This window comes from Kitasatospora sp. MY 5-36 (genome assembly GCF_001182915.1).
Classification (GTDB): domain Bacteria; phylum Actinomycetota; class Actinomycetes; order Streptomycetales; family Streptomycetaceae; genus Kitasatospora.
Genome location: NZ_LFVW01000615.1, coordinates 1 through 6,851, shown reverse-complemented (window position 1 = coordinate 6,851; position 6,851 = coordinate 1). Strand labels below are relative to the sequence as shown.

General features: G+C 75.1%; 4 protein-coding genes and 1 pseudogene. 3 read left to right on the top strand and 2 right to left on the bottom strand.

From position 1 onward, the window contains the following. On the top strand, positions 1–2,996 hold a 2,996-nt coding region (locus AE652_RS31710), incomplete at its 5' end, for an AAA family ATPase (protein WP_159028603.1). Here AE652_RS31710 and AE652_RS46775 read toward each other — a convergent pair. Further along, on the bottom strand, positions 2,951–4,165 hold the full coding sequence (locus AE652_RS46775; protein WP_053112369.1) for a hypothetical protein: 1,215 nt from the start codon (positions 4,163–4,165) through the stop codon (positions 2,951–2,953). The genes AE652_RS31710 and AE652_RS46775 overlap by 46 nt on opposite strands. Here AE652_RS46775 and AE652_RS49325 point away from each other — a divergent pair. Both AE652_RS49325 and AE652_RS31700 read left to right on the top strand, forming a co-directional pair. Then, on the top strand, positions 4,067–5,188 hold the full coding sequence (locus AE652_RS49325; protein ID WP_304414275.1) for a class I SAM-dependent methyltransferase: 1,122 nt from the start codon (positions 4,067–4,069) through the stop codon (positions 5,186–5,188). The two genes, AE652_RS46775 and AE652_RS49325, sit on opposite strands and share 99 nt — an antisense overlap. A 7-nt stretch (positions 5,189–5,195) precedes the next feature. Further along, positions 5,196–6,248: an aromatic ring-hydroxylating dioxygenase subunit alpha gene (locus AE652_RS31700; protein WP_049657822.1), complete on the top strand. Its 1,053-nt coding sequence runs from the start codon at positions 5,196–5,198 to the stop codon at positions 6,246–6,248. 418 nt (positions 6,249–6,666) lie between these two features. Here the strand turns inward: AE652_RS31700 and AE652_RS31695 are convergent. After that, a pseudogene (locus tag AE652_RS31695) lies at positions 6,667–6,851 on the bottom strand (ferredoxin-NADP reductase); the annotation flags it as partial.

The following is a 6,851-nucleotide window of genomic DNA, read 5'->3' as shown; positions in this document are numbered from 1 at the left end:
CCGAGGCCGCCGACCGCGCCGTCGGCCAGCTCGCCGAGCCGACCGCCTTCGAGCCCCACCGGCAGCGGGCCGGTGAGCTGGCCGAGCGCTGCGCCGCCATCGCCACCGCCGCCGAGGCCGAGCCGCTGGGCCTCGAACTGGGCGGCCAGAGCGAGGCCCTGCAGACCGTCTCGGAGCTGGTCGGCACCCTCGACCTGGCCGACGCCACCACCCGCACCGCGATCCTCGACCGGCTCGCCGACGTGCTCGGGCTGCTCAACCGGGCCCGGTCCGCGCTGACCGTGCGCCGCCGGGAGCTGCGCACCCGCGAGGCCGCCGCCGAGTTCGCCGCCGAGACCGCCCTGCTCGGCCAGGCCACCACCGCCGCGCTCGCCGCCGCCGACACCCCCGAGGCCTGCGACGAGCAGCTCGGCCGGCTGCTGCTGCGGATCGAGCAGCTGGAGACCCGCTTCGCCGACGCCGACCCGGCGCTCGGCGAGCAGCTCATCGCCCGCCGCACCGAGGTCCACGACGCGCTCACCGCCCGCCGCCAGCACCTGCTGGAGGAGCGGGCCCGGCGCGCCGACCGGCTGGCCGCCTCCGCCGGGCGCGTCCTCGACACCCTGCACCGCCGGCTGGCCGGTCTTGACACCGCCGCCGAGATCGACGCCGCCCTCGCCGCCGACCCGACCGCCGTCAAACTCCGCGACCTGGCCGGGCAGTTGACCGCGCTCGGCGACCGGGTCCGGGCCGAGGAGCTGACCGGACGGCTGCGCGCCGCCCGCGGCCGCGCCCACCGGGCCCTGCGCGACCGCGCCGAGCTCGCCGGGGACGGCCCCGGCACCCTGCGGCTGGGCCGGCACCTGTTCGCCGTCACCACCCAGCGCCCCGAACTCGCCCTGGTGCCCTGGCGCGGACGCCCCGCCTTCACCCTCACCGGCACCGACTACCGCTCCCCCGTCACCGACCCGGCCTTCGCCGCCACCGAGCGGTACTGGGACCGCCCGCTGCCCTCGGAGACCCCGCGGCTGTACCGCGCCGAGTACCTCGCGGCGAGCCTGTTGCCGGCCGTCGAGGCGGCGGCGCCGCTCACCGACGCCGAGCTGCTGGAGCACGTCCGGCGGGCCGCCGAGCAGCGCCCGGACGAGGGCTACCAGCGCGGCGTGCACGACCACGACGCCGCGCTGCTGCTCCGCGCCCTGCTCCGACTCGACGCCGAGGCCGGGCTGTTGCGCCACCCGGCGGGCGCCCGGGCGGCCGCGCAGCTGTACTGGGCGCACGGCGCCGACGAGCGGCAGCGGCTGCTCTGGCACACCCGGGCCCGCTCGCTGGGCCTTGCCCGGGACGCCTTCGGGGGCGCCCCTGCGCAGGCCGCGCTGGACGCCCTCGCCCGCGAACTCTCCTCCGCTGTCGCGGACTTCGTCCCGGGAGCGGCGCCCGCCGGGCCCTACCTGGTGGCCGAACTGGCCGCCGCCGCACCCAGCTTCGCCCACTCGACGGGCGCCGCCGCGCTGCTCGACAAGTTCCGCGCCGCCCCCGAGTCGGCCGGTCTCACCGAGGCGCTGGCCGCACTGCCCGAGGAGCCCGAGCTGCTGCCGGTACGGCGCCAACTCGCCGCCGCCTGGCTGGAGTCGGGCGCCGTCGACGCCGATCCGGCGGACCTCGCCGAGGCCGCCGCCGCGCTGCTCTGCCCGTCCCTGCCGCGCCGCCCCGCCGAAGGGGCCGTGGGCGCCCGGATCACCGGGCTGCTCGGCGACCACCCGCGGCTCGCGGGCGGCGCGCTCGACCTCCGGCTGGACGAACTACTCGCCCGGGTGGCGGAGTTCGAGCAGGTCGAGGTGCCCGGCTACCGGGCCTACCAGCGGCTGCGCGGCGAACTGCTGGCCGCCGAGCACGCCCGGCTGCGGCTCGACCAGTACCGGCCCGCCCCGCTCAACGGCTTCGTCCGCAACCGGCTGATCGACCAGGTGTACCTGCCGCTGGTCGGCGACAACCTCGCCAAGCAGCTCGGCACCGCCGGGCCCGGCGGACCGGTCGACCGCAGCGGCCTGCTGCTGCTGGTCTCCCCGCCCGGCTACGGCAAGACCACCCTGGTCGAGTACCTCGCCGAGCGGCTCGGCCTGCTGCTGGTCTCCGTCAGCGGCCCCGCGCTCGGCCACCGGGTCACCTCGCTGGACCCGGCCGAGGCCCCCGACGCGACCTCCCGGCGCGAGGTCGAGAAGCTCAACTTCGCCCTGCACGCGGGCGACAACGTGCTGCTCTACCTGGACGACGTCCAGCACACCTCGCCCGAGTTCCTCCAGCGCTTCATCCCGCTGTGCGACGCCCAGCGCCGGATCGACGGCGTCTGGGACGGCGAGGCCCGCGAGTGGGACCTGCGCGGCAAGCGCTTCGCCGTCGTCATGGCCGCCAACCCGTACACCGAGTCCGGCCGCCTCTTCCGACTGCCCGACATGCTCGCCAACCGCGCCGACGTGTGGAACCTCGGCGACGCCGTCGCCGGGCGCGAGGACCTGTTCGCGCTCAGCTTCGTCGAGAACGCCCTGCCCGCCAGCCCCCACCTGGCCCCGCTCGCCACCGCCGAGCGCGCCGACCTGGACACCCTGCTCGCCCGCGCCGGCGGCCTGCCCGGCGGCACCCTGGCCGGCGCCTGGCCCGCCGCCGAGACCGAGCGGATGACCGCCGTCCTCGCCGGCCTGCTCCACCTGCGCTCCACCGTCCTGGCCGTCAACCGCGCCTACCTGGCCTCCGCCGCCCAGGACGACCGCACCCGCACCGAGCCCCCCTTCCTGCTCCAGGGCTCCTACCGCAACATGGCCAAGCTCGCCCAGCGCCTCGACCCCGCCCTCACCCGCCCCGAACTCGACGCCCTGCTCACCGACCACTACCGCGCCGAGGCCCAACCCCTGGGCGCCGACGCCGAGGCCCAGCTCCTCAAACTCGCCGAACTCCGTGGCACCCTGACGGAGGATCAGGCAGCCCGCTGGGCGGAGCTGAAGCGCTCGTGGCGGGGGTAAGGAATCAGGCCTTGCCGAGGACCATGTCCGCGAGTTCCAGCCACAGGTCGAGCTTGTGTGCCACCAGCTTGAACTTGTGCTCCGATCCGCGAAGTCGCTCGTACGAGGCGACCAGCAGGTGCGCGATCCGCTCGGTCTCCGCCGCGAGCCCGCCGTTGATGAGCTTCGTCCAATTCGGCGACGTCCTGCTCCCGTCGTGGAGCGTCTCCAACGGCAGCGCCCGGCAAGCCGTCCAGGTCACCAGTTCGGGCGCGTACTCCAGCAGCTTCCAGCACCCCCTTGCTGTTCCGCTTGAGCATCCGGGCGATCACCTTCTGGGTCTCCCGTCTGGCTTCAACGGCACGCTGGATGCTGATGGCGTGCAGGCCCTCATGCACCAGGCTTCGGTAGGCCGGACCGGTGATGTCCGACCACAGCCCGTTCAGGCCCTCGACGGTCTGGAGCTGGTTGCTCAGGTACGGGCGCGGCGCGAGCGAGAGTGCGGCGAGCGAACGGAAAACATCCGCGGGCGTGAACCCCACCGGGTGCGGACCGGACACGATGCCCCGCCGAGGATCGAAGAATCCGCCCTCCTGCCGGAACTCCGCCTGGACGCGCAGGAGGTCGGGGCAGCGCACAAGGTTGTCCTGCGGCTCCAATGGGTTGATGTGATGGGCCACCTCATCACACAGCTCACGGCCCCGGTCGACATCCTCTCCGGTGACGACGACGACCCACAGGAGGGCCCTGCTGAGGTGCCCCGGAGGCAGCTCACGGGCGAGATGGGCCATCGTGACCAGCCGCTGGAACCCGTCGAAGCACTGCACGCCAGCGAAACCGAGCAGCCCGGAACCGCCGCCCCAGCCGGGCTCCCAGTGCGGGCTGCGCGAGGAGAGGACGATCGGCGCCCCGAAGAAGCCGACGTCCTCGGGCCGTTCGCGGAGGGCATTCGCGAATGCCTGGTTGACCTGGCTGTCCGACAGGTAGCCTCGCCGGCTCCCGAGCACGAAGGCCGCGTCGGGCATGTCGGCCAGCGCCGCCAACTCGGCGGCCTCGATCAAGCACATCCATCGGTTGCCGATGGCCACGACATGGCGCGCCCTGAGGATGTGGCGGTCGAGGGCCGGCGGAGTGTCCGCCCCCCACGAGATTCCCAGCCAAGGACCGAGCGGTACGCGGTTGTTGTTCATGGCCGGTTCAACGTCGCGCGGACGGTCAGGTTGCGGCGTACGGCCGTCCCGGTCGGCCGAAACCCATCACCGCCGATCCGTTTGACCTATCAACCGCCTATTCCTCCCATCGGGGCATCCGCGGGCGGCGGGGGTAGGCGGCGCCGCGAGCCGGGTAACCCGCTGGCACGGGCGCTCAGGGACTCGATCTGGCCGGGCTGCGCAGGGTGTACGGGCGGGCGGGGAGCCGGTGGTTCTACACCCGGGTGGCGCGCAACGCGCGGCACTGGGGGTGGACGGAGCCGGGGCAGTCGAAGTGGCGGTTGTGGCGGGCGCAGCGGCAGTTGGAGGACGTGCTGGGGCGCAAGCTGGCGCTGCCGGCCGGGGCGCGGGGTGCTGGACGCCGGGTGCGGGGCCGGGGTGGTGGCCCGGGCGATGGCCCTGCGCTTCGGGCTGGCGGTGACGGGGGTCGACGTCCTGGACTTCCACCTCGCCGAGGCGGCCCGGCTCAGCGCCCGGGCCCGGATGGGCGACCGGACGGTGTTCCGCTTCGGGGACTTCCACCGGCTCCCCTTCGACGACGGGGAGTTCGACGGCGCGTACTCGATGGAGACGCTGGTCCACTCCTACGACCCGCCCCGGGCGCCGGCCGAGCTCCACCGGGTGCTGCGCCCGGGCGGCCGGCTGGTGCTGCTCGGCCCGATGAGCACCGGCCCGCTGGACGAAATGGAGCCGGGCGCACGGGCGTTGATCGAACCGTACCTGGACGCGATGACGATGACCGGCTCCAAGGTCTACCACGCCGGCAACCTGTCGCGGCTGCTCGCCGAGGCCGGCTTCGAGGTCGAGGAGGCGCTGGACGCGACGCCGTACTACCTGCCGACCTCGGAGGCCGTGTACGCGTACTTCCGGCTGCCGTGGGAGATACTGCGGCGCTTCGGCGATCCGGCCAAGTGGCTCAATCTCCGGTCCACGGTGGAGATGTACGGCGTTCGGGAGCACGTCGCCTGGTACGTTCACACGGCTGTCAAGCCATCGAGGTGAACTCCGCGTGGACGAGCGCTCCGCCCCCCTGCCGTACCCCAGTGGCTGGTTCTGCGTCGGCAGGTCCCGGGACCTGCCGCCCGGGCGGGTGCGCACGGTCCGGCTGATGGGCGAGGACGTGGTGCTGTACCGGACCCGCCGGGGCGCGGTGCGCGCGGTCGGCCCGCACTGCCCGCACCTGGGCGCGCACTTCGGGGCGGGCGGGAAGGTCCGGGGCGAGGAGCTGGTCTGCCCGTTCCACGGCTTCGCCTTCGGCCCGGACGGCTCGTGCACCGGTTCGCCGGACGGCATCCGGTTCCGCGGCGCCCTGGCCGGGCGCCGGCTGTGCGAGCGGGACGGCGCGCTGTTCGTCTGGTGCGGCCCCGGCGGCGGCCCGGGCAACGGTTCGGGCGGCGGTCCGGACGGCGGCGCACCGGCCTGGGAGCTGCCGCCGGCCGTCGGGGTACGGCCGCTGGCGTGGTGGAGCGGGGACGTGCTCTCCCACCCGCAGGAGGTGATGGAGAACAGCGTCGACTTCCGGCACACCCGGGTGCTGCACGGTCTGGACACCCGGGAGACCGCCCCGCCCGAGGTGGCCGGGCCGCTGTTCACCGTCCACCAGCGCACCACGACCCGGTTCCCCGGGCTGGGCACGGTGAGCCTGGAGCAGCCGGTGACGCTGTTCGGCCTCGGGCTGATGCGCATGGAGGTCGAACTGCCGCAGGTGGGCGGCACCTTGCGGGTGTGGGTGCTGCCGACGCCGGTCGCGCCGTGGCGGACCAGGGTGCGCTTCGCGGTGACCGCCACGGTGCCGGTGCCGGGGGTCGGCGCGGCGCGGGCCGTCGACCGGGCGGCCTCCTGGGCGGCGCTCCAGGCCTCGGTGCGGATCATCAAGCAGGACCGCCCGGTCCTGGACCACAAGCGGTACCTGGCGCAGCCCCGGCTCGTCCCCGGGGAGCGCTCGATCGGGCTGTTCCGCCGGTGGGCGCGGCAGTTCTACCCCGGGTTCCACCCCGAGCCCGCCCCCGGGTTCCACCCCGACGCCCGCGCCGGGCTCCAGCCGGAGCCGGACGCCTCCTGAGCCCCGGCCGGCGCGGCCGGCGGCTCCCAGTCCGGGTCGGGCAGCCCGGGGACGGCCCGCCCCTCGGCCTGCCAGCGCCGGGCCAGTTCGGCGTAGATGGGCGTCTCCGGGCCGGGTTCCGCTACGGGTTCCGGCACGGGCGCCGCCCACGGCTGCTCCGGCGGCTGCTCCGGCGGTCTGTCCGGAGCGCCGTGCAGGATCGTTTCCTCAGCCAGCCGCCGTTCCGGTTCCGGCAGCCTCCCAAAACCACTCACACCCGGCCAACGCGCCCCGCCCGTACCGGGACACGGCCACGTCAACCCGGCTCCCCGCAGGTCAACCCCCTGCGGGGAGCCGCCGGTGCGCAGGAAGTCGGCCCACCCGACTTCCTGCGCACGTCCTGTGCGCCGCCCCGCAGACGCGAGTTCGAAGACGGGCCCTACCGCCGCAGCCCCGCCGCCAGCAGCTCGGCGACGGTGGCGAGCTTCACCCGGGGCCGCCCCTCGGCCTCGCCCCGCTCGCGTTCCGCGCGGTCCACCGCCCGCAGCTCCCGCAGCCCGACCGCGTCCGGCCGCCGCTTGCGCACCAGCCGTTCGAAGTCGCCGCGCCCCGCCTCCGGGACGG